This is a genomic window from Streptomyces sp. ACA25 (assembly GCF_028200735.1).
Lineage (GTDB): Bacteria > Actinomycetota > Actinomycetes > Streptomycetales > Streptomycetaceae > Streptomyces.
This window is the reverse complement of the sequence record NZ_JAQKPV010000006.1, coordinates 124318-143901: the sequence shown is the minus strand read 5'-3', so window position 1 is coordinate 143901 and position 19584 is coordinate 124318. Positions and strand designations below refer to the sequence as shown.

Annotated in this window: 14 protein-coding genes; 5 read left to right on the top strand and 9 right to left on the bottom strand. The window is 73.2% G+C overall.

Annotated elements, in window-relative coordinates; genetic code table 11:
- The first annotated feature begins 3 nt into the window (after positions 1-3).
- From PJ985_RS12010 to glgB, 4 genes are all read left to right on the top strand, one after another.
- Positions 4-2040, top strand: coding sequence for an alpha-1,4-glucan--maltose-1-phosphate maltosyltransferase (locus PJ985_RS12010; protein WP_271683665.1), 2037 nt, complete (start codon positions 4-6; stop codon positions 2038-2040).
- Complete coding sequence (gene treS, locus PJ985_RS12005) at positions 2027-3727, top strand: maltose alpha-D-glucosyltransferase (protein WP_271683664.1); 1701 nt, start codon at positions 2027-2029, stop codon at positions 3725-3727. The genes PJ985_RS12010 and treS overlap by 14 nt, the downstream gene beginning before the upstream one ends.
- Before the next feature lie 237 nt (positions 3728-3964).
- Complete coding sequence (locus PJ985_RS12000; RefSeq protein ID WP_271683663.1) at positions 3965-5431, top strand: maltokinase N-terminal cap-like domain-containing protein; 1467 nt, start codon at positions 3965-3967, stop codon at positions 5429-5431.
- Positions 5432-5496: 65 nt separating this feature from the next.
- A complete protein-coding gene (gene glgB, locus PJ985_RS11995) occupies positions 5497-7923 on the top strand; it encodes a 1,4-alpha-glucan branching enzyme (RefSeq protein WP_333909850.1) in 2427 nt (808 codons plus the stop codon).
- 48 nt (positions 7924-7971) lie between these two features.
- Here glgB and PJ985_RS11990 read toward each other — a convergent pair whose 3' ends face one another.
- The 4 genes from PJ985_RS11990 to PJ985_RS11975 form a co-directional block, all read right to left on the bottom strand.
- Positions 7972-8634 carry a double zinc ribbon domain-containing protein gene (locus PJ985_RS11990; protein ID WP_271683662.1) on the bottom strand — a complete coding sequence of 221 codons (663 nt, stop codon included), beginning with the start codon at positions 8632-8634 and terminating at the stop codon, positions 7972-7974.
- Positions 8635-8938: 304 nt separating this feature from the next.
- Positions 8939-9580 carry a class I SAM-dependent methyltransferase gene (locus PJ985_RS11985; RefSeq protein ID WP_271683661.1) on the bottom strand — a complete coding sequence of 214 codons (642 nt, stop codon included), beginning with the start codon at positions 9578-9580 and terminating at the stop codon, positions 8939-8941.
- 76 nt (positions 9581-9656) lie between these two features.
- Positions 9657-10886, bottom strand: a complete 1230-nt coding sequence (locus PJ985_RS11980) for an amidohydrolase (RefSeq protein ID WP_271683660.1) — start codon at positions 10884-10886, stop codon at positions 9657-9659.
- Positions 10887-11000: 114 nt separating this feature from the next.
- Complete coding sequence (locus tag PJ985_RS11975) at positions 11001-11201, bottom strand: type II toxin-antitoxin system VapB family antitoxin (RefSeq protein ID WP_271683659.1); 201 nt, start codon at positions 11199-11201, stop codon at positions 11001-11003.
- Between the two features lie 168 nt (positions 11202-11369).
- Between PJ985_RS11975 and PJ985_RS11970 the strand changes: the two genes are divergently transcribed.
- Entirely contained in the window at positions 11370-12353 is a 984-nt protein-coding gene (locus tag PJ985_RS11970; protein ID WP_271683658.1) for a serine/threonine dehydratase, read from the top strand.
- On the opposite strand, the gene PJ985_RS11965 is transcribed toward PJ985_RS11970, so the two are convergent.
- The 5 genes from PJ985_RS11965 to PJ985_RS11945 form a co-directional block, all read right to left on the bottom strand.
- Positions 12346-12792 (bottom strand): GNAT family N-acetyltransferase, encoded by a 447-nt coding sequence (locus tag PJ985_RS11965; protein WP_271683657.1) that lies wholly within the window; start codon positions 12790-12792, stop codon positions 12346-12348. The two genes, PJ985_RS11970 and PJ985_RS11965, sit on opposite strands and share 8 nt — an antisense overlap.
- 179 nt (positions 12793-12971) lie before the next feature.
- Positions 12972-14207: a PucR family transcriptional regulator gene (locus PJ985_RS11960; RefSeq protein ID WP_271683656.1), complete on the bottom strand. Its 1236-nt coding sequence runs from the start codon at positions 14205-14207 to the stop codon at positions 12972-12974.
- Between the two features lie 162 nt (positions 14208-14369).
- On the bottom strand, positions 14370-17111 hold the full coding sequence (locus PJ985_RS11955; RefSeq protein WP_271683655.1) for a LuxR C-terminal-related transcriptional regulator: 2742 nt from the start codon (positions 17109-17111) through the stop codon (positions 14370-14372).
- A gap of 207 nt (positions 17112-17318) precedes the next feature.
- A complete protein-coding gene (locus tag PJ985_RS11950) occupies positions 17319-18593 on the bottom strand; it encodes a deoxyguanosinetriphosphate triphosphohydrolase (RefSeq protein WP_271683654.1) in 1275 nt (424 codons plus the stop codon).
- 100 nt (positions 18594-18693) lie between these two features.
- On the bottom strand, positions 18694-19428 hold the full coding sequence (locus PJ985_RS11945; RefSeq protein ID WP_271683653.1) for a sirohydrochlorin chelatase: 735 nt from the start codon (positions 19426-19428) through the stop codon (positions 18694-18696).
- Between the last annotated feature and the right edge of the window lie 156 nt (positions 19429-19584).

Here is a 19584-nt window from a genome sequence, read left to right as displayed (position 1 = left end):
CCCATGATCGGTCGCATTCCCGTACTGGACGTCCAGCCGCTCGCCGACTGCGGGCGACACCCGGTCAAGGCGGTGCCGGGCGAGACCTTCCAGGTCACGGCCACCGTCTTCCGGGAGGGCCACGAGGGGGTGGGGGCCAATGTGGTGCTGCGGAACCCGGGAGGCCGGTCGGGTCCCTGGACACCGATGCGCGAGCTGTCCCCGGGAAGCGACCGCTGGGGCGCCGAGGTCACCCCGGACGCCGAGGGACGCTGGACGTACGCCGTGGAGGCGTGGGCCGACCCGGTGGGGACATGGCGGGAGCACGCCCGGATCAAGATCCCGGCCGGCATCGACACCGAGCTGACCCTCGCCGAGGGTGCGGACCTGCTGCGACGGGCCGCGGCCGGCGTGCCCCGGCAGGACGGCCGCGAGGCGGTGCAGGAAGCCGTCCGGCTGCTGCGGGACTCCGCGCTGCCCGCTGCCGAACGGCTCGGCGCGGCTCTCCGTCCGGAGGTCACCGCCGTGCTCAGCAGGTATCCGTTGCGTGAACTCCTCAGCTCCTCCCGGCCCATGCCGCTGGTGGTGGAGCGCCGGCGCGCGCTCTTCGGCTCCTGGTACGAGATGTTCCCGCGGTCCGAGGGCGCCGAGGTGTCCCCGGGCCGGGAGCCGGTGCACGGCACCCTGCGCACCGCGGCCGAGCGGCTGCCGGCCCTCGCGGACATGGGCTTCGACGTGGTGTACCTGCCGCCGGTGCACCCCATCGGCACCTCGTTCCGCAAGGGCCCGGACAACGCGCTGACGGCGGGCCCGCACGACGTCGGCTGCCCGTGGGCCATCGGCTCGGCCGACGGCGGCCACGACGCGATCCATCCGGACCTCGGCACCCACGCGGACTTCGATCACTTCGTTGCCCGGGCGGAACAGCTCGGGATGGAGGTGGCCCTGGACTTCGCCCTCCAGTGCAGTCCGGACCACCCCTGGGTCAAGGAGCATCCGGAGTGGTTCCGCAAACGCGCCGACGGCTCCATCGCGTACGCCGAGAACCCGCCCAAGAAGTACCAGGACATCTTCCCGATCGCCTTCGACGAGGACTTCCGCGGTCTGGTGACGGAGACGCTGCGGATCCTGCGGTTCTGGATGGCACGCGGGGTGCGGATCTTCCGGGTCGACAACCCGCACACCAAACCGGTGGTGTTCTGGGAGAAGGTGATCGCCGAGATCAACCGCGCGGACCCGGACGTCCTCTTCCTCGCCGAGGCCTTCACCCGGCCCGCGATGATGCGCACCCTCGCCCGGATCGGCTTCCAGCAGTCCTACACCTACTTCACCTGGCGCAACACCAAGCAGGAGATCACCGAGTACCTCACGGAGCTGAGCGGACCCGCCGCCCCGTACATGCGCCCCAACCTCTTCGTGAACACCCCGGACATCCTGCACTCCTACCTGCAGGAAGGCGGCCGCGCGGCCTTCGAGATCCGCGCCGTGCTCGCCGCCACACTCTCCCCCACCTGGGGAATGTACGCGGGCTTCGAGCTGTGCGAGGCGGCCCCTGCCGCGCCCGGCAGCGAGGAGTACGCGCGCTCCGAGAAATACGAGCTGCGGCCCCGGGACTGGGCGGCAGCCGAGCGGGACGGCACCACCCTCACCCCGCTGATCACCCGGCTGAACACACTGCGCCGCCGCCATCCGGCGCTGCAGCAACTGCGCAGTCTGCGCTTCCACCGCACGGACAGTGAGCACATCCTGGCTTATTCCAAGCGGAGCGGCGCGGCGGACGACGACACCGTTCTCATCGTGGTCAACCTCGATCCCCACCACACCCACGAGGCGACCGTGTCGTTGGACATGCCGGCGCTCGGCCTCACTCCCGCTCAGGAGAGTGGCGCCGAGCCCTTCCCGGTGGTCGATGAGCTCACCGGGGAGACCTATCACTGGGGCAGGGACAACTATGTGCGGCTGGGGCCGGGCCGTGCGGACGCGCACGCCTCCTCGGCGCACATCTTTGCTCTGCGACCGTCCTCACCGACCGGAGGGTCACCCACACATGAGCGTCAATGAGCCGGTCCTCGACACCTTCGAGGACACGCCCGCCCGCGATCTCGACCCCGAGTGGTTCAAGCGCGCGGTCTTCTACGAAGTCCTCGTGCGGTCCTTCCAGGACAGCAACGGCGACGGCATCGGTGACCTGAAAGGACTCACCGCCAAGCTGGACTATCTGCAGTGGCTCGGGATCGACTGCCTCTGGCTGCCGCCCTTCTTCCAGTCGCCCCTCAAGGACGGCGGCTACGACGTCTCCGACTACACCTCGGTGCTCCCCGAATTCGGGGATCTCGCCGACTTCGTGCAGTTCGTCGACGCCGCCCACCAGCGGGGCATCCGGGTCATCATCGACTTCGTCATGAACCACACCAGCGATCAGCACATGTGGTTCCAGCAATCCCGCTCCGATCCCGAAGGGCCCTACGGCGACTACTACATCTGGGCCGACGACGACAAGCAGTACGCCGACGCCCGGATCATCTTCGTCGACACCGAAGCCTCGAACTGGGCCTTCGACCCGGTACGCAAGCAGTACTACTTCCACCGCTTCTTCTCCCACCAGCCGGATCTCAACTACGAGAACCCGGCCGTCCAGGAGGAGATGATCGCCGCCCTGCGGTTCTGGCTGGACCTGGGGATCAACGGCTTCCGGCTGGACGCCGTGCCGTACCTGTACGCCGAGGAGGGGACCAACTGCGAGAACCTCGCCGCCTCGCACGCCTTCCTCAAACGGGTGCGCACCGAGATCGACGCGAACTACCCGGACACCGTGCTGCTCGCCGAGGCCAACCAGTGGCCGGAGGACGTCGTCGACTACTTCGGCGACTACGACAAGGGCGGGGACGAGTGCCACATGGCGTTCCACTTCCCCGTCATGCCGAGGATCTTCATGGCGGTGCGCCGGGAATCCCGCTACCCGGTCTCGGAAATCCTCGCCAAGACACCGCAGATCCCCTCGGGCTGCCAGTGGGGCATCTTCCTGCGCAACCACGACGAGCTGACCCTGGAGATGGTCACCGACGAGGAACGCGACTACATGTACGCGGAGTACGCCAAGGATCCGCGGATGCGCGCCAACATCGGGATCCGCCGCCGGCTGGCCACCCTGCTGGACAACGACCGCAACCAGATCGAGCTGTTCACGGCGCTGCTGCTGTCGCTGCCCGGCTCACCGATCCTGTACTACGGCGACGAGATCGGGATGGGTGACAACATCTGGCTGGGGGACCGTGACGCGGTGCGCACGCCGATGCAGTGGACCCCCGACCGGAACGCCGGCTTCTCCTCCTGCGACCCGGGCCGGCTGTACCTGCCGGCGATCATGGACCCGGTCTACGGGTACCAGGTCACCAACGTGGAAGCATCGATGAGCTCCCCCTCCTCGCTGCTCCACTGGACCCGCCGCATGGTGGAGATCCGCAAGCAGAACCCGGCCTTCGGCCTGGGCTCGTACACCGAGCTCGACTCGTCCAACCCGTCCGTCCTCGCCTTCCTCCGGGAGCACGGGGACGACCTGGTGATGTGCGTGCACAACTTCTCCCGCTTCTCCCAGCCGACCGAGCTGGATCTGCGGGTCTGGGCGGGCCGTCACCCGGTGGAGCTGATCGGCGGGGTCAGGTTCCCGCCGATCGGCGAGCTTCCCTACCTGCTCACGCTGGCGGGCCACGGCTTCTACTGGTTCCGCCTCCACCGGTCTCTCGAGTAGACGGAGCGACCGGGCATCCTGCCGTCCACCGGCCCGGGGACACCTCATCCGCACCGGCTTCCCCGGGCCCCGATTTCGTCCTACTACCGCATGACCATTCCGCTCGCGACCGCCATCCGCGTGACCGGGCGTCACCCGCCTGGCCGTTCCTTCGCGACACGATCCCCACAATCGGGTAGCAAACGCCTCAATCCTGGACACTTCACGGCAGTGATGTGTGCCCGGGGAAAGGACGCCATGTCGGAAAGCTCCGTGCACCGGACGGCCTCGCCCCGGCTCCCGCCGGTCCTCGCGCCGCACGGCGCCGTACTGCTCCGCTCGCTCAACGGGCTGCTGGCCCGCTGGCTGCCCCGGCAGCGCTGGTACGCGGGAAAGGGCCGCCCCCTGGGCAGCCTCACACTCGTCTCCGCCACGGAGCTGCTGCCCTGCGGCACCGAGGGGCACACCCCCGGCCTGCTGCACCTGCTGGTGCGCACCCGGCCGACGGGCGTCGGACCGCAGCACCCGGCCGGCGCCCCCGAGGACGACTGTTACCAACTGCTGCTCGGTGTCCGGCAGGTGCTGCCACCGGCCCTCGCTCCCGCCCTCCTCGGCCGGCCCACCGAGGGCCCGCTGCGCGGCCGTGCCGTGTACGAGGCGCTGCACGACCAGCGGCTGGCCGCCCTGCTGCTGGAACGTCTCCGCACCCCCGGACGCCTGGGAGACCTGCGCTTCGAACGGACCGGCAGCGCCATCCCCTCCGGCCTCCCGGCCCGGGCGCTGGACGGCGACCAGACCAACTCCTCCGTGGTCTACGGCGAAGCCCACATCCTCAAGCTGTTCCGCCGGGTCAGCCCCGGCGTCAACCCCGACCTGGAGCTTCCGCTCGCCCTGGCCTCCGCCGGCTGCTCCCGGGTACCGCCACCCTCCGCGTGGTTCGAGGCCGACTCCCCCGACGGCACGACCGAGCCGATGACGCTCGGCGTCCTCCAGCCCTTCCTCGCGGGCTCCACCGACGGCTGGCAGCTGGCGCTGAAGTCCCTGGCACTGCGCACGGATTTCAGCGGAGCCGCACACTCCCTGGGCAGGGCCACCGCGGAGGTGCACACCGCTCTCGCCGGGGCACTTCCCACCACGGTGCTCCACCGGCCGCAACTGGAGCAGACCGCCACCGACATGAGCGCGCGGCTGTCCGTCGCGGCAGCCGCCGTCCCCGCCCTCCGCCCGTACCGGGCGGGCCTGAGCCGGGCGTTCGACGCACTGGCCGAACACGGCCGGGACGGCGGCACCTTCACCGCGCAGCGGCTGCACGGCGACCTGCACCTGGGGCAGGTGCTGCGCACGGCCGGCTCCGAGGGCCGGCTGAGCCGCTGGTCCCTGATCGACTTCGAGGGCGAGCCGGCCCGGCCGCTCGCCGAGCGCTGCCTGCTGCAGCCACCGGTGCGCGACATCGCCGGAATACTGCGCTCCTTCGACTACGCCGCCTGCCAGAACCGCGCCGCCGGAGCCTGGGGAGACGCCTGGGCCCGCGCCAGCCGCCACGCCTTCTGCCGCGGGTACGCGGAGGCGGGCGGGACCGATCCGCTGGCCCAGCCCGAGCTGCTGCGCGCCTTCGAGACCGACAAGGCCGTCTACGAGGTGCTGTACGAGGCGCGGCACCGTCCCGCCTGGCTGCACATCCCGATGACGGCCATCCGCCGGCTCGCCGCCGGCGCCCACCGCTGACCGCCACCGTCCCCGCTCCACCCGCCCGTCCCGCGTCATCTCCCGCTCCCCTGGAGGCCACAGCCGTGTACCCGCGCACCGACCAGCCATCCCTTCCGGTCGAGGGCTCCGTCACGCCACCGCCGCCCGCACCGCCCGCCACGGAGCCCACGGGAGCCCAGGCCGACCGGCCGCGTCCCCGATGGGCCGCCGCCCCACCCGCCGAGGTCCCCCCGCCCTCCGCCCCTCCGGTCGGTGAGGCCGCCACCGGGCCGGCCACCGGTGCCGGTGCCGCCGTACCGTCGGGCCGGCCGGCCGTACCGCAGCTCCCCGAGGGGGAACGACAGCGTCTCCTGGACGGCGCGCACCACGATCCGCACTCCCTGCTCGGCGCACACCGCACCCGGAACGGCGTGCTGATCCGTGCCCTCCGGCCGTTCGCCCGCGGCGTCACCGTGCGCTACCGCAGGGAGGGTCTGGAGCTGCGGGCCGAGCTGACTTCCGAAGGCGACGGACTGTTCGCGGGCCTGCTGCCGCTGCGCGAGATCCCCGACTACGAGCTGCTGGTGCGCTACGACGGAACGGAGCACCGGACCGCCGACCCCTACCGTTTCCTGCCCGCGCTCGGAGAGCTGGACCTGCACCTCATCCGTGAAGGACGGCACGAACAGCTGTGGCGCGCGCTCGGCGCCCATCCGATGGAGCATCAGGGGATCACCGGCACCCGGTTCACGGTGTGGGCACCCAACGCCCGCGGAGTGCGCGTGACCGGCGACTTCAGCTGCTGGGACGGCACCGGCTTCCCGATGCGCTCGCTGGGGGCCAGCGGCGTGTGGGAGCTGTTCCTCCCCGGGCTGGGCCCCGGCACGCTGTACAAGTTCGAGATCTGCGGCCCGGACGGCCACCGTACGACGCGGGCCGACCCGATGGCGCGGCGTGCCGAGTGCCCGCCGGCCACCGCCTCCGTGGTCGAGATGAGCAGCTACCGGTGGCAGGACTCCGCCTGGATGGCCATCCGCGGCGAGCGGTCCTCGCACACCTCGCCGATGTCGGTCTACGAGGTGCACCTGGCCTCCTGGCGGCCGGGGCTGACGTATCGGCAGCTGGCCGAGGAACTGCCGCGCTACGTCAGCGACCTGGGATTCACCCACGTCGAGCTGATGCCGGTGGCCGAGCATCCGTTCGGCGGATCCTGGGGCTACCAGATCACCGGGTACTACGCGCCCACCGCCCGGCTCGGCGGCCCGGACGACTTCAGGTACCTGGTCGACGCCCTGCACCGGCAGGGCATCGGGGTCCTGATGGACTGGGTGCCCGCACACTTCCCGAAGGACGACTGGGCGCTCGCCCGTTTCGACGGCACCCCCTGCTACGAGCACCCGGACCCGAGGCGCGCCGAACACCCGGACTGGGGCACCCTGGAGTTCGACTACGGGCGCAACGAGGTGCGGAACTTCCTGGTCGCCAACGCGGTGTACTGGTGCGAGGAGTTCCACATCGACGGCCTGCGGGTGGACGCCGTCGCCTCGATGCTGTACCTCGACTACTCGCGCGAGGAAGGCCAGTGGAGCCCCAACGACCAGGGCGGCCGGGAGAACCCGGACGCGGTGGCCTTCCTGCAGGAGATGAACGCCACCGTCTACCGGCGCTGCCCCGGAGTGGTGACCCTCGCCGAGGAGTCCACCGCCTGGAACGGCGTCACCCGCGCCACGCACCACACCGGGCCGGACGGATTCGGCGGGCTCGGTTTCGGGTTCAAGTGGAACATGGGCTGGATGCACGACTCCCTGGTGTACATGTCCAAGGACCCGGTGCACCGCACCTTCCACCACAACGAGATGACCTTCTCCATGGTGTACGCCTACTCGGAGAACTACCTGCTGCCCGTCTCGCACGACGAGGTGGTGCACGGCAAGCAGGCGCTGGTCTCCAAGATGCCGGGCGACTGGTGGCAGCAGCGCGCCAACCAGCGCGCCTACCTCGGCTACATGTGGGCCCACCCCGGGAAGCAGCTCCTCTTCATGGGCCAGGAGTTCGCCCAGGGAGCGGAGTGGTCCGAGGCCGAGGGGCCGCACTGGTGGCTGCTCGACCCCGCGTACTCCGCGGCCGGCGACCACCGGGGCATGCGGGACCTGGTGCGCGAGCTGAACGGCGTCTACTTCGCCACCCCGGCACTGTGGCAGCGGGACACCGACCCGGGCGGGTTCGCCTGGATCGAGCCCCATGCCTCGGACGACAACGTGTTCGCGTTCGTCCGGTACGACGCCGCAGGCACCCCACTCGTGGTGCTCTGCAACTTCTCCCCGGTGGTCCGCCACGACTACCGGATCGGCGTGCCCGGCGACGTCACCGCTTGGGCCGAGGCCCTCAACACCGACGACCCGGCCTACGGCGGCAGCGGGATCAGCAACCACGAGCCAATGAAGGCGGAGTCCCTGCCCTGGCACGGCCTGGACGCCTCCATCACACCGGTGCTGCCCCCGCTGGCCACGGTCTGGCTGCGCCCGAAGTAGCGACCCGCGCGCCGCCGGACCCGGTCTGCTCCGGAACTGGGTACGGGGTCAGGCGCGGGGGGTTCCGCAGCCGGGGCAGAAGGCAGCGCCCGCCGGGAGGGCCGCCTGGCAGGAGCCGCAGCCGTCCTGCTGGGCCAGGTGATGACCGCAGCCCTGGCAGAACGCCCCACCACGGGTCTCGGTTGAGCACCGGGGGCAGACCAGCTGGCGCGGGGTGTCCACGTCGTACCGGGCGCCGAGCGCCTCACCGGCCTGCTGCGCCTGCTTGGACGCCTCCCGGTTCAGGCCCCGGTGCTTGGCCGCCATCACTTCGGCGGCGGTGTCGGGAGCACAGCGCAGGCACAGGCCCTGGTCGATGTTCCAGCACTTGGCGCAGACCTGCCGGGTGCAGCGTGCGCAGCGGTTGAAGTGGCGCTCGGCGTTGCCGACGGCCCGCTGGAACGCCTCGTCCCTGGCGTTCCCCCAGCCGGCGCCGGCCAGCCCGTCGGCGGCCCGGCTGACGGTGCGTCCGGTCTGGCCGAACAGCTGCGAGGCCAGCCCCGAGCCGCGCTGGAGCCAGCCGGCGGCCCGGCCGCTGGCGTACGGCTCGAACGGCGACCGCCAGGCGTCCCGGCAGTGCGAGCAGGAGAACTCGAACTGGAAGCCGGCGTCCGTGCCGTTCCGGTTGCTCAGATCGCGGTAGTTGCGGCTGAACGATATTTCGCTGCTCACCAAGAACCCCCTGAAATCGCCCGCAGGTGCTTCTCATTCGGCACCGTCGCGGCACAGCTGCGGCACAGCTGCTCCATGGATGGGCAGATTGTAGGCGCAGTGAGGGGGAAGCGGCCCGGCCCTGCAGCTGTCCCCCGGACCCTGCTTGTGGCTCGTCACGCAGCCCTGGCCATGAGATCGGCCCATGAGCGGATCGGTGAGTCGGGTGCGAAGGCCGTCTTCAGCTCGGCGCGGGCCTTGCGTCGCGGCGGACGTGGGCGGCCACAGCCGCCTTCTGCTCCCCTTGCACAGCGCCCGTCGGCACTCACGCTCTTCCGGTGGGCGCACGGCGGTGCACGCTCACCGCGTAGCCGCCGCCCGCCGCGTACGGCTCGCCGTCCCAGGTGGCATACCGCCGGTGCGGCACCAGAGCGGCGTCGGCACACCAGCCGTCCAGTTCCTCGAGGGTGACGGTGGCCTCCGGCAGCGGCAGGTGCGCGGCGTCCAGGCCCATGCCGGTGACGAGCAGCCCACCGGGCAGCAGCAGGGCGGCGAGCCGGCGGATGACCTCCGGCCCGGTGCCGGGTGCGAGCAACGGGACGACGTTGCCCGCAGCCACCACCAGGTCGAAGCCCTGCTGCAGGGCCGGGTCCGCGGCGTCCAGCTCCCGCAGGTCCCGGTGGAGCCAGGGCAGGTCCGGCGCGGTGCGCCGGGCGACCGCCAGCATGGACCTGTCCACATCCACGCCGACGCAGTGGTGGCCGAGTTCGGCCAGCCGGACGGCGACCCGGCCGGTGCCGCAGCCGGCGTCCAGCAGGCGCGAGCCGGGGACCAGCAGCGCGTCGCAGAACCGCGCCTCCCCGTGCACGTCCTGTCCTGCGGCGGCGAGCCGCGCGAACCGCCGGGCGTACTCCTCACCCGACCGGCCACCGGTCAGTGCCGCCCAGCGGTCGCGCTGCTCACTCATGCCCGTCTCCTGCTCCTGCCCGTGGTCGCGGTTCTCCGGCGGTCCCGTGGTCCTCCCGCCCGGTCCGGTTGCCGGATCATCCCCGGTGGAACGGGTCGGCGACGGTGCCCTCGCGCCGCTCGGCGTCGTAGGAGTAGACCTCGCGGCCGTCCACGAAGGTCCGCAGGGCGCGGCTCATCACGTCCAGCGGGTCTCCCGACCAGATGACGACGTCGCCGTCGAGCCCGGGACGCAGCGAGCCGACCCGGTCGTCGATGCCCATGATCTCCGCGGGGTTGGCGGTGATGGAGCGGATCGCGGTCTCCCGGTCCAGGCCCTCCTTGACGCAGAGGGTGGCCTGGTGGACCAGGAAGTTGATCGGGATCACCGGGTGGTCGGTGGTGAGTGCCAGCTTCACACCCGCCCGGGCGAGGATGCCGGGGTTGGCGAGCGTCCGGTTGCGGAGCTCGACCTTGCTCCGGGTGGTGAACAGCGGGCCGGTGATCACCGGGATGCCGCGGCGGGCGATCTCGTCGGCCAGCAGGTGGCCCTCGGTGCAGTGGTTGATGACCATGCGGTAGCCGAACTCGTCGGCGAGCCGCATCGCGGTCGCGATGTCGTCCGCCCGGTGGGTGTGCTGGCACCAGGGAAGCTCCCGGTCCAGTACGCGGACCAGTATCTCCATGCTCGGGTCCCGCTCGAAGGGCTTGCCCTCGGTCCCGGCGTGGTCACGCTTGGCCCGGTAGTCCTGAGCCTTCATGAAGGAGTCCCGGATGACGGCGGCGACGCCCTGCCGGGTGGAGGGCAGCTGCTTCTTGTCGCCGTAGACCCGCTTGGGGTTCTCCCCCAGCGCGCTCTTCACGCTGACCGGCTCGCGGATCAGCATGTCGTCGACGGTGCGCCCCCAGCACTTGACCGCCACGGTCTGGCCGCCGATCGGGTTGGCCGAGCCCGGCTTGATGACGGAGCTGGTGACGCCGCCGGCGAGGGCATCGGCGAATCCGGTGTCCGCCGGGTTGATCGCGTCCAGGGCGCGCATCCGGGCCCCGTTGGGGTCGGTCATCTCGTTGGTGTCCTGACCGGACCAGCCCTCGGCCTCCTCGTGCACGCCGATGTGTCCGTGGGCCTCCACGAAGCCGGGGAGCACCCAGCTCCCGGCGGCGTCCACGGTGCGCACGCCGTCGGGGACGGTGACGTCGGCGTCGGGGCCGACCGCGGTGATCCTGCCGTCGATGATGAGTACGGTGCCGCCGTCGATGGGGTCGCCATGGACGGGGACCACGTATCCGGAGGTGATCGCGCAGCTTGCGGGGTTCTGTGAAGCCATGGGCAGCAACCTAACGGACCGGGGCCGTCCGGCGGCAGGCAGCAGGTCCTCACCTTCCCGTGATCCGGTCCCGCCGGTGCCGGCGCAGGCCTGCCGTGGCCGGTCCGGAGGGGCTCAGGCCTGCGACTGCGGCGGCTCGGCCTCGACATCGGTGCGGGCCCGGTCCGCGGTCTCGATCCGCTCCTCGGTGCGGTGGCTCTTGGCGATGTAGTCGCGCACGACGAGCTCCACCGCGTCCTGCGGGGTACGGACCCCCGCGAGCACCATGGCCTCCACGACCAGATCCGCTTCGAGAGAGATGTTGATCTTCGCCATGTCCGCTCCCTGTTCGTCGACTTGCTCATCCAACACCAGAACGGCGCCGCCCGTGCCGATGCCCGGGAAAGAGCCGCCGACCGGGCGGCCCGGTGTCGGAACATCCGGTCCGGGCAGAATGCGGAACGAGCACGGGAACGCCGTGCGTCCAGGGAAAGGCGCAGGTCAGTGGTTGACGGTGACGAGGTGACGGCAGCTGCGGCGCGGATTGCCGGGCAGGTGCGTCCGGTGGTGCTGGCCCCGGCGGCGGAGCGCCTGTGGTTCGCTCTGGAGTTCCTTCAGCACACGGGGACGTTCAAGGCGCGCGGCGCGCTGAACTTCACTGCCGCCCACCGGGAGGCCGGGGCCCTCCCGGAGGCGGGCATCGCCATCGCCTCGGGCGGGAACGCCGGGCTGGCCTGCGCGTGGGCGGCCGGCCGTGTCGGGGTGCCGGCCACGGTGTTCGTGCCGGAGAACGCGCCGCGGGTGAAGGTCGAGCGGCTGCGGGCCCTGGGTGCGACGGTGCGGCCCGCCGGGCGGGAGTACGCCGAGGCCGCCGAGGCGGCACGGTCGTTCGTCGCGGAGACCGGGGCCCTGGCCTCGCACGCCTACGACCACCCGCTGATTGCCGCCGGGGCCGGGACCCTGCTGCCGGAGATCCTCGCGGCGCGGCCGTCGGTGCGCACGGTGGTGGTGGCGGTGGGCGGTGGCGGGCTCTTCGCCGGGGTTGCCGCGGCAGCTGCGGAGCACGGCGTCCGGGTGGTCGCGGTGGAGCCGGAGCACTGCCGGGCGCTGAACGCGGCGCTGGCCGCCGGGGAGCCGGTGGACGTGACCGTCGACTCCGTTGCCGCGGACGCGCTGGGCGCCCGCCGGGTCTCGGCCACGGCCGCCGGTTTCGTCCGGCAGCCGCACGTGACCTCCGTGCTGGTGACGGACGACGCGATCCTGGCGAGCCGGCGCCGGCTGTGGGAGGACCACCGGCTGGTGGTGGAGCCCGGCGCGGCGACCGCCCTCGCGGCCCTGGACTCCGGGGCGTACCCCACGGGGCCGGACGAGGAGGTGTGCGTCGTGCTGTGCGGCGCCAACACCGACCCCGCTGACCCGGACCTGCAGCGGCCGGCCGCCCCGCCCCGGGGGGCCCACGGGACGGGGACGGCGCCCGCACTCAGTTGATCTTGCGCAGCAGGACGACGTGCGGCCCGACGTCCGGGATGTCGAAGGGCTCACCCATCGTGGTGAAGCCCTGCCGCTCGTAGAAACCCTGGGCACCGAGCCGGCCGTGGCACCAGAGCACCTCGCCGCCGCGCGCGGCGGCCTCCTCGGTGGCGGCGTCCAGCAGTGCGACGCCATAGCCCTCGCCCCGGACGTCCGGCGCCGTGGCCATGCCGCGGAAGCGGAACGCGGGGACCTCGAGGTCCGGCAACGAGTCCGGGAAGAGGGTGAGACAGCCGAGCACCGCCGGCCCGTCGTCGGCCCGGACCGCGAGGTGGACGACCTCGGGGTGGGTGTCCTCCAGGAAGACGGCCGCGTCCGGCGGATGACCCGCCCGCAGCACCTTCCAGCGCAACTCGAAGATCTCTTCCAAGGATGCCACCGAGGGCCGGATCGCCATGAGCGCCATTTTAAGTCAGTGGTGCTGGTTTTTCCGCCGCCACTCGCTCGGAGTGGTGAACGTCCCACTTCCGGGCCTGTCCGGGGCGTCCCGCCCCCGGCCGGTGCGGGCAGGCGGACGGGCCGCCGCCGCGCGCCCTGCGGCGCGCCGGGCGGCGGGCCCTCGCCCTCTTCCTGCGGTCAGCCCTGCGGACCTGCCCCGCACCGCTCGGCCCCCAGCACCTTCCGGGCGGTCAGGGCGAGGGACAGCTCGGCCGTCTCCTGCGGCCTGCCCAGGGACCGGCCGGTCAGCTTCTCGTAGCGGCGCAGCCGGTTGAGCACGGTGTTCCGGTGACAGGACAGCCGCTCGGCGGAGCGCTGCGCGGAGGCGTCGGAGTCCAGCCACACGGTCAGCGTGTCGAGCAGCAGGTCCCGGTCCACCGGCTCCAGCCGCAGCAGCGGCCCGAGTACCCGCTCGGTGAGGACGGCGCCGAGCTCGGGGGACGAGACGATCAGTGCGGCCGGCAGGTGATCGGTGAGCAGGGCGACCTCGCCGTCGCCGGGGCAGGACTGCAGCGCCTTCTCGGCGAGCCGGCGGGCTTCGCCCACCGCGGCGAGGCCCTCCACCGCCGGGCTGACCCCGGTCCGCACGCCTGCCCGGGCGGGGGACGGGGACAACGAGCGGGCCAGCTGCTCCGCTCCCCCGTCACCGAGCAGCGCGATCCCCAGATCGCTGCCACCGGAGACGTGCCAGATGAGCGGGGCCGCGGCCGGATCGTTGCGGACCGCGGCGCGGCCCGGCCCGGCCGTCACGACCACCGCGTACCGGCCGCGTTCCGGCAGTTCCAGCGCGGCGGCGATGTCGATGAGCTCGGACACCCGGGCAGTTCCTTCCAGGAGTGCCTCGGTCATCAGCCGCAGCCGGTTCTCCCGGCGCCAGGTCTTCTCCCGCTCCGTCCGGCGGTAGGCTTCCGCGGCCAGTGAGCAGTGCTCGTCGACGAAGTTCCACACGTCCCCGGCGACGTGCACCAGCAGCCGCATGCTCTCCGGGTCGCGCCGGGACGCGGTGTCGAGCAGCTCCTGCCAGACCGCACCGCCGCCGAGCCGGAAGGCGTGCAGCAGCGCGTCGAGCGGCAGCCCCTCCTCGGCCCGCTGCACACCGATCCGCCAGGAGAACCGGCGGGCGGCCTTGCGCAGCTCGTGCGGGTTGATCAGGCAGCCCACGTTGTGGCGGAGGGAGAGGTGTACTTCCTGCCACAACGCGTCGGCGTCCACCGCGGGCGCGCGGTAGGACGGCTCGTGCTGCTGGATGAGAGTTACCACGCGGTCGGTCAGTTGCGGCAGCTGGTTCAGCAGCCGCTGGGCGGAACGGCGCAGGACAGCGGTGGTCTGCTCTTCTCCCGAGATCCGTTCCCGGGTACGTACGACTGGGTGCATCACGGTCCTCCACCTGTGCGGGCGGTAAGGGCGGCTCGTGCTGCATTGTTGATGGGGGGACCGCTCGTATGCCAGAGCTGTTCCCGTAGTGCAACCAAAGACATACCGTCCAGTCGGTCCCCGTCGGCCGGATGACGGTCCGGTTTCCGGGCTACCCGGAGTTCACGCGGAGTCGCCGGCGGTGGCCAGCAGCCGGGTCAGCTCGACCCGGGAACGGATGCCCAGCAGGCTGAACACGTTCCGCAGGTGGTGGTCGACGGTGCGTGGGCTGACCGACAGCCGGGCGGCAACCTCACGGTTCGTGGCCCCTTCCGCCACGTGCCGGGCGATGCGCAGCTGCTGCGGCGTGAGACCGGCCAGCGCGGGCGGTCCGGCCGGTCCGGCGGCGGCCTCCCCGGTGGCCCGCAGCTCCGCGGCGGCCCGCTCCGCCCAGACCCGGGCCCCGCATCCCTCGAAGGCGAACAGCGCGTCCCGCAGCACGTTGCGGGCGGCTCCCGGGCGGCGCAGCCGACGCAGCGTCATACCGAGAAGCAACTGGGTACGGGCCCGGTCGAAAGGGCTCTGGGCCCGGCCGTGCTCCACCAGCGCGTCGGCGAAGAGGACAGCGGCCTCGTCGGGCCCGGCGAGCAGCGCACGGCAGCGGGCCAGCTGCGCCGGGGCCTGCGGGTCGTCGGTGACCGCCGCCCACAGGGTGAAGATTTCCAGGGCCGGCCGGGCGCGTTCCGGCTCCCCCGCCAGCGCCGCCGCCTCGATGAAGCAGGGCAGGACGAGCAGCCGCACCGCGCAGTGGCCCCGCCCGGGGCCGGAACCGATCACCGGCTCCAGGCGGGCGGCGGCCTCGTGCGGCCGGCCGAGTGCGAGGTCGCAGCGGGCCCGGCTCCACGCGGCGAGAGTGGCCGCGACCCCCAGGCCGTGCGGCCCGGCGTTCTCCCCGACCGCCGCGGCGTGCCGGGCACAGCGGTCGGCGTCACCCTCGGCCGCCGCTGTCATCGCGAGGATGGCGTGATGGTGCGCGGCGTGGTTGCGCTGTCCCGTGCGGGCCGCGCCGCGCAGGCCCTCCAGAGCGTGAGCCCGGGCCCGGGAGTGCCGGCCGAGGCGGAGCTCGCTGTAGGCGAGGTGTTCCAGCACCCGGGGCTCCAGGAGGGTGAGGCCACGGGCCCGGACGATGGCGAGCGTCCGGGTGCCCAGTTCCCGGGCACCCGCGGTCTCCCCCAGCACCAGGGAGGCGAGCATGGCCCGCAGCAGTCCGCCGGGCTCCTGGGAGTGCGGGCCGAGGGCGATCACCCGGCGCAGCAGGCCGGCTCCCGAGTTCTGGTCTCCGCGCAGCAGGGCGGACATCCCCGCACAGTAGTCGTCGAGCAGGGCGGCCCGGAGCGGCGTGCCGGAGCCGGGGCCGGACTGCAGTCCGTCGGTGTCCCCGATGGTCCAGGACGCCTCGATCGCGTGCCGGACAGCCTCCCGGGCGCCGTCCGCGTCGTGCGGCTCGAGCAGCCGGGCTGCTTCGAGCAGGGTCTCCCTGGCGTCGGTGACGACGCCGTTGCTCAGCTCCAGGACCCCGCGCATGAGTTCGGACCGGCCGCGGGCCACGTCCCCGGCGGGCAGCGAGCGGGCCCGGTCCAGCAGCACCCGGGCCCGGTGCGGCCGGCCGTCGGCCCACACGTGCTCGGCCGCGGTGGTCAGCCGCAGCACCCGGGCGTCCTCGTCCTCGGTGAGGTCGACGGCGCGCAGCAGGGCGTCGGCCGTGCCGGCGTGGCCGTGCTGGGCCACCGCTCCGGGACGCTGCGCGGCGGTCGAGAGGGCATCGGCGAGGGACGGCGCCGGGCCGGGGGCGGCAGCTGCCAGGTGCCGCAGCCGCAGCAGCAGGTCAGCCGGCCCGGTGAGGGCCTGGGCGAGCGTCCAGTGGGCGGCGCGACGGCGGGCGGGCGGCTCGTCCCAGTACGCCGCACGGCACAGCAGCGGGTGGGTGAAACGGACGGAGTCGCCGCCCCCGCGGCGGATCACCGCGGCGGCCTCGGCGGACTCCAGCGCCCGGGGGTCCATGCCTGTGCGGACGGCGGCGCGCAGCAGGACGTCCGTGCCGACCGCACCGGCCACCTCGTGCGCGGCGGCGGTCAGCAGCAGCAGGCCGCGGGTGGAGGGGGGCAGCTTCCCGAGCCGGCCGGCGGCCTCCCGGGCGGCGCTCTCGCCGACGCTCAGCGGGCGCGGCAGCGGCTCCGTGCCGGACCGCTGAGCGGGGGTGAGGTGCTGCGCCAGGTCGGTGAGGAGCCCCGGGTTGCCGTGGCCCTCGTGCAGCAGGGTTTCCCGGACGGCGGGGTCGGACTCGGGCAGCAGCCGGTCCAGGAGGACGGTGGCGGCCGCGTCGTCGAGCGGGTGGAGCGTGAGGACCGGCAGAGCGGCGAAGGGTTCCCCCTCCGTGCGGTGCGGGGGCCGGCCGATGAGCATCGCGGCGGGCAGGGAGGCGCCCAGCCGGCGGGCCGCGAAACCCAGCGCCTCGCGGGAGGCGGAGTCCAGGTGATGGGCGTCGTCGACACAGGCGAGGAGCGGACCGTGCTCGGCCGCCAGCCGTTGCAGCAGGGCGCAGAAGCCGGCCAGTACCGGGCCGCTGCCGCCGGACGGGACGGCCGCCAGTTCCAGCGCCCGGGCCAGTTCCCCGGTCACCCGGTGGTCCGCGACCGGCCTCAGCAGCGCGTGCAGACCGCTGTACGGGATGGCCGTCTCGGCGGCCACCCCTCGGGTGGTCAGCACGGTGCCGTCGGAGAAGGACGCGGCGGCCCGGTCCAGCAGGGTACTGGTGCCCAGTCCCGGCTCGGCCCGCACCAGCAGGGCACCTCCCTGCCCGGCGCGGGTACGTGTCAGCAGCGCCGCGACGGGGTGAGGGAACGCGCTCGCACTGTGCATCCGCATGGACCCTTCTGCGCGGGGACGTGCCTCGTCCGGCCCCCCGTGGCTGCCACGGCACCACCGCCGGGCGCCGGTGTCCATGCGGTGACCGGCGATCCGCTGCCCGCGCCCAACCCGGGACGGCTTGTCATGTGCAGCCGCACAACCGGTTGCGGCCGGTGCCGTACTCCGGGCGCCCTCGACCACCCGGCCCGCGGTGCGACGCATCGCTCACCCCTGCCGGGCGGTGAGGCGCACGTGCAGGGAGCGGGCCGAGGCGTCGGTCAGCGCGGCGATCTGGTCGACCACCACCCGCAGCCGCTCGGTGTCGTCGCCCGCGGCCCGGAACAGGGCCCGGTACTGCGGGTCGAGGCCGTCGGGTGCCCGGCGGACGAGTGCCTCCCCCAGCTCGGCGAGGATCTGCCGCTGCCGGGAGCGCACCCGCTCCTGGTCGGGACGCTGCATGACGTGGACGTCGGCCACGGCCTTCAGCACATCGCACTCCAGCCGGGCCTGGCGCGGGACAATGAGATCCGCGCCGTACCGGCGCAGCGGCCCGCTGCCGTACCGCATCCGGGTCGCGCCCTCGGCCGCCAGGCAGAACCGGCCGATGAGCTGGCTGGTGGCGTCCTTCAGCCGCGCCTGGGCGGCGGTGGTCCCGTCGTAGCCGTGCGGCCACCAGTCCTGCTCCAGCAGCCGGTCCAGCGCGGCGGCCAGCTCGTCCTCAACGGTGCCGGGCGGGGCGTACCGGGCTGCGGCGACCGTGAAGACCTCCTTCCGCTCGGAGCCGGCGAGCAGCAGGTTCGGGTCCAGATGTCCGGCGTGCAGCCCGTCCTCCACGTCGTGCACCGAGTAGGCGACGTCGTCGGACCAGTCCATCACCTGGGCCTCGAAGCACCGGCGGGTTCCGGGCGCGCCCTCCCTCAGCCAGCGGAACACCGGCAGGTCGTCCTCGTAGACCCCGAACTTGCCGGACGCGGGGTCGGTGGGGTGCCCGCCGCGCGGCCACGGGTACTTGGTGGCGGCGTCCAGGGTGGCCCGGGTCAGGTTGAGCCCCACGGGCCCGCGCTCGGTGAACCGCTTGGGTTCCAGCCGCGTCAGCAGCCGCAGCGACTGGGCGTTCCCCTCGAAGCCGCCGCAGGCTTCGGCGATCTCCGCGAGCGCGCCCTCACCGTTGTGCCCGAACGGCGGATGGCCGAGGTCGTGCGCCAGGCAGGCGGCCTCCACCAGGTCCGGATCGCAGCCGAGGGAGGCACCGAGCTCCCGGCCGACCTGAGCACACTCCAGGGAATGGGTCAGCCGGGTGCGCGGGCTGGCGTCCCAGGCGTGCGCCGCGCCGGGGTTGTCCGGGGTGACCACCTGCGTCTTGCCCGCGAGCCGGCGCAGCGCCGAGGAGTGCAGCACCCGGGCCCGGTCCCGCTGGAAGGCGGTCCGTCCGGGCCGCTTGTCCGGCTCGCGGTCCCAGCGCTCGGTGGCGTCCGGGTCGTCACTCTGGCTGCGTTCCATGTGCCGACCGTAACCGTCCCGGCGATCCTCCCGCGCGGCCCGGCGGCCGGCCCCGGCCCGGCGCCCGCCGGACCTGCCGCGGGGCACCCCGGTGGCCGGGTCAGGCCGCGGCGGCGGCCAGGGCGGGCGGTGCGGTGCGGCGGGAGTCGGCGACCGCGCGGTCATGGCGGTGCAGGAGCAGCCGGGCGAGCGCCGGGTGGGCGCCGATCGGAGCGCCCACCACACCCGGGGCGGCCTCGGCGCAACGGGACGCGAACCAGCCGGGTGCGGTGAAACAGGAGGACAGGGCGATCTCCCGGTGCCCGAGCTCCCGCAGATGCGCCACAGCCCTGGCCACCGTCGGTGAGGCGGCCGAGGCGTAGGCCGGCAGCACCGGCACCCCGCCGAGCCGGGCGGACAGCATCGCGGCGGTGGCCCGGGTGCCGGCGGCGGACTCCGGGTCCCGGGAACCGGCCGCCGCCAGGACCACCGCTCCGCCGGTGTAACCCCCTTCCACCAGGCGGTGCCGCAGGGCCTCCACCAGCAGCGGGTGCGGACCGAGGCAGGCCGCGACCTCCGCACGCAGGTGCGGGGCCGCGGCCAGCACGCCGGGAAGGTCGTGCTTGACGTGGTAGCCGCGGCTGAACAGCAACGGCACCAGGACGGCGTCCCCCCGCAGCCGGGCGAGGGTGTCGCCGAGCAGTGGCTCGTCGGTTTCGAGGTGGCCGAGCTCGACCCGCAGTCCGGGACGCAGGGCCCGGACGCGGCGCAGCAGGGCGTGGATGGTGTCCCGGGCCCTCGGGTCGGGAGATCCGTGGGCCACGGCGACCAGGGTGGGAGCGGTGCCGGGGTACATGCCGTCCACGTTGCCGGACGCCTGTTGCCACGGTGTTGCACGGTCATGACGGCCGGCGGCCGGAGACCTCACGGCCGGGCCCGGCGGGAGCGGAGACGGACGGTCCTCCGCCGTAACCCCGCCGGGCCGTGCCGGTAACACGCCGGAAGCACGCTG

What these genes read in the sequence shown, in the direction of transcription:
- PJ985_RS11985 (WP_271683661.1), bottom strand. Translation starts at nt 9,580, where the DNA reads ATGAGTGAGCAGCGCGACCGCTGGGCGGCACTGACCGGTGGCCGGTCG.
- PJ985_RS11945 (WP_271683653.1), bottom strand. Translation starts at nt 19,428, where the DNA reads ATGTACCCCGGCACCGCTCCCACCCTGGTCGCCGTGGCCCACGGATCT.
- PJ985_RS11955 (WP_271683655.1), bottom strand. Translation starts at nt 17,111, where the DNA reads ATGCGGATGCACAGTGCGAGCGCGTTCCCTCACCCCGTCGCGGCGCTG.
- PJ985_RS12010 (WP_271683665.1), top strand. Translation starts at nt 4, where the DNA reads ATGATCGGTCGCATTCCCGTACTGGACGTCCAGCCGCTCGCCGACTGC.
- PJ985_RS11950 (WP_271683654.1), bottom strand. Translation starts at nt 18,593, where the DNA reads ATGGAACGCAGCCAGAGTGACGACCCGGACGCCACCGAGCGCTGGGAC.
- PJ985_RS11975 (WP_271683659.1), bottom strand. Translation starts at nt 11,201, where the DNA reads ATGGCGAAGATCAACATCTCTCTCGAAGCGGATCTGGTCGTGGAGGCC.
- PJ985_RS12000 (WP_271683663.1), top strand. Translation starts at nt 3,965, where the DNA reads ATGTCGGAAAGCTCCGTGCACCGGACGGCCTCGCCCCGGCTCCCGCCG.
- PJ985_RS11980 (WP_271683660.1), bottom strand. Translation starts at nt 10,886, where the DNA reads ATGGCTTCACAGAACCCCGCAAGCTGCGCGATCACCTCCGGATACGTG.
- PJ985_RS11960 (WP_271683656.1), bottom strand. Translation starts at nt 14,207, where the DNA reads ATGCACCCAGTCGTACGTACCCGGGAACGGATCTCGGGAGAAGAGCAG.
- treS (WP_271683664.1), top strand. Translation starts at nt 2,027, where the DNA reads ATGAGCGTCAATGAGCCGGTCCTCGACACCTTCGAGGACACGCCCGCC.
- PJ985_RS11965 (WP_271683657.1), bottom strand. Translation starts at nt 12,792, where the DNA reads ATGGCGATCCGGCCCTCGGTGGCATCCTTGGAAGAGATCTTCGAGTTG.